General features: G+C 74.5%; 1 pseudogene. It reads left to right on the top strand.

The features are described from left to right. A pseudogene (locus ACOADB_RS14995) lies at positions 1 to 609 on the top strand (class I SAM-dependent RNA methyltransferase); the annotation flags it as partial. Positions 610 to 640: the final 31 nt, after the last annotated feature.

The raw sequence follows: 640 nt of genomic DNA, 5'->3' as shown, positions 1-640 counted from the left end.
CCGTCGTACGACGTCCGGGGACGCACGTTCGCAGTGGCCGACGGTGGCTTCTGGCAGGTCCACCCCGGGGCCCCCGAAGCGCTGGTGGACGCCGTGCTGACGGCCCTGGCGCCGCAGCCGGGGGAGTCGGTGCTCGACCTCTACGCGGGGGTCGGCCTGTTCAGCCGGTTCCTCCTCGACGCCGTGGGGCCCGACGGTCGGGTCGCAGCCGTCGAGGGAGACGCTGCGGCGTCGAGCCTCTCGCTCACCAACTGCCCGGGGCTGCAGGCCACGGCCGGCGACGTGGGTGCCGTGCTGGCGAGTGGCCTCGGGAAGGCCTGGGACAGCGCGGACCTGGTCGTCCTCGACCCGCCTCGTGCCGGGGCGAAGCGCGCCGTCGTCGAGGAGGTCGTGCGCCGGGCGCCCCGCGCCGTCGTCTATGTCGCCTGTGATCCGGCGGCGCTCGCCCGCGACGTCGCGATCTTCGCCGAGCACGGCTACCGCCTCACGAGCGTGCGGGCCTTCGACCTGTTCCCGATGACGCACCACGTGGAGTGCGTGGCCCTGCTGGAACCGGCGGACCCGGTGGAGCCGGTCGGCGATGAGCGCTCCTCGGGCCGCTCACGTTGAACGTGGTGGAGCTGGCGGCCGCTCGGCCGTG

Origin of the sequence: Nocardioides sp. CPCC 206348 (genome assembly GCF_048654705.1) — a bacterium.
In the GTDB taxonomy this organism is placed as follows: Bacteria; Actinomycetota; Actinomycetes; order Propionibacteriales; family Nocardioidaceae; genus Nocardioides.
Note: the sequence above shows the minus strand (reverse complement) of the source record. Positions and strands in the feature narration are given on the sequence as shown.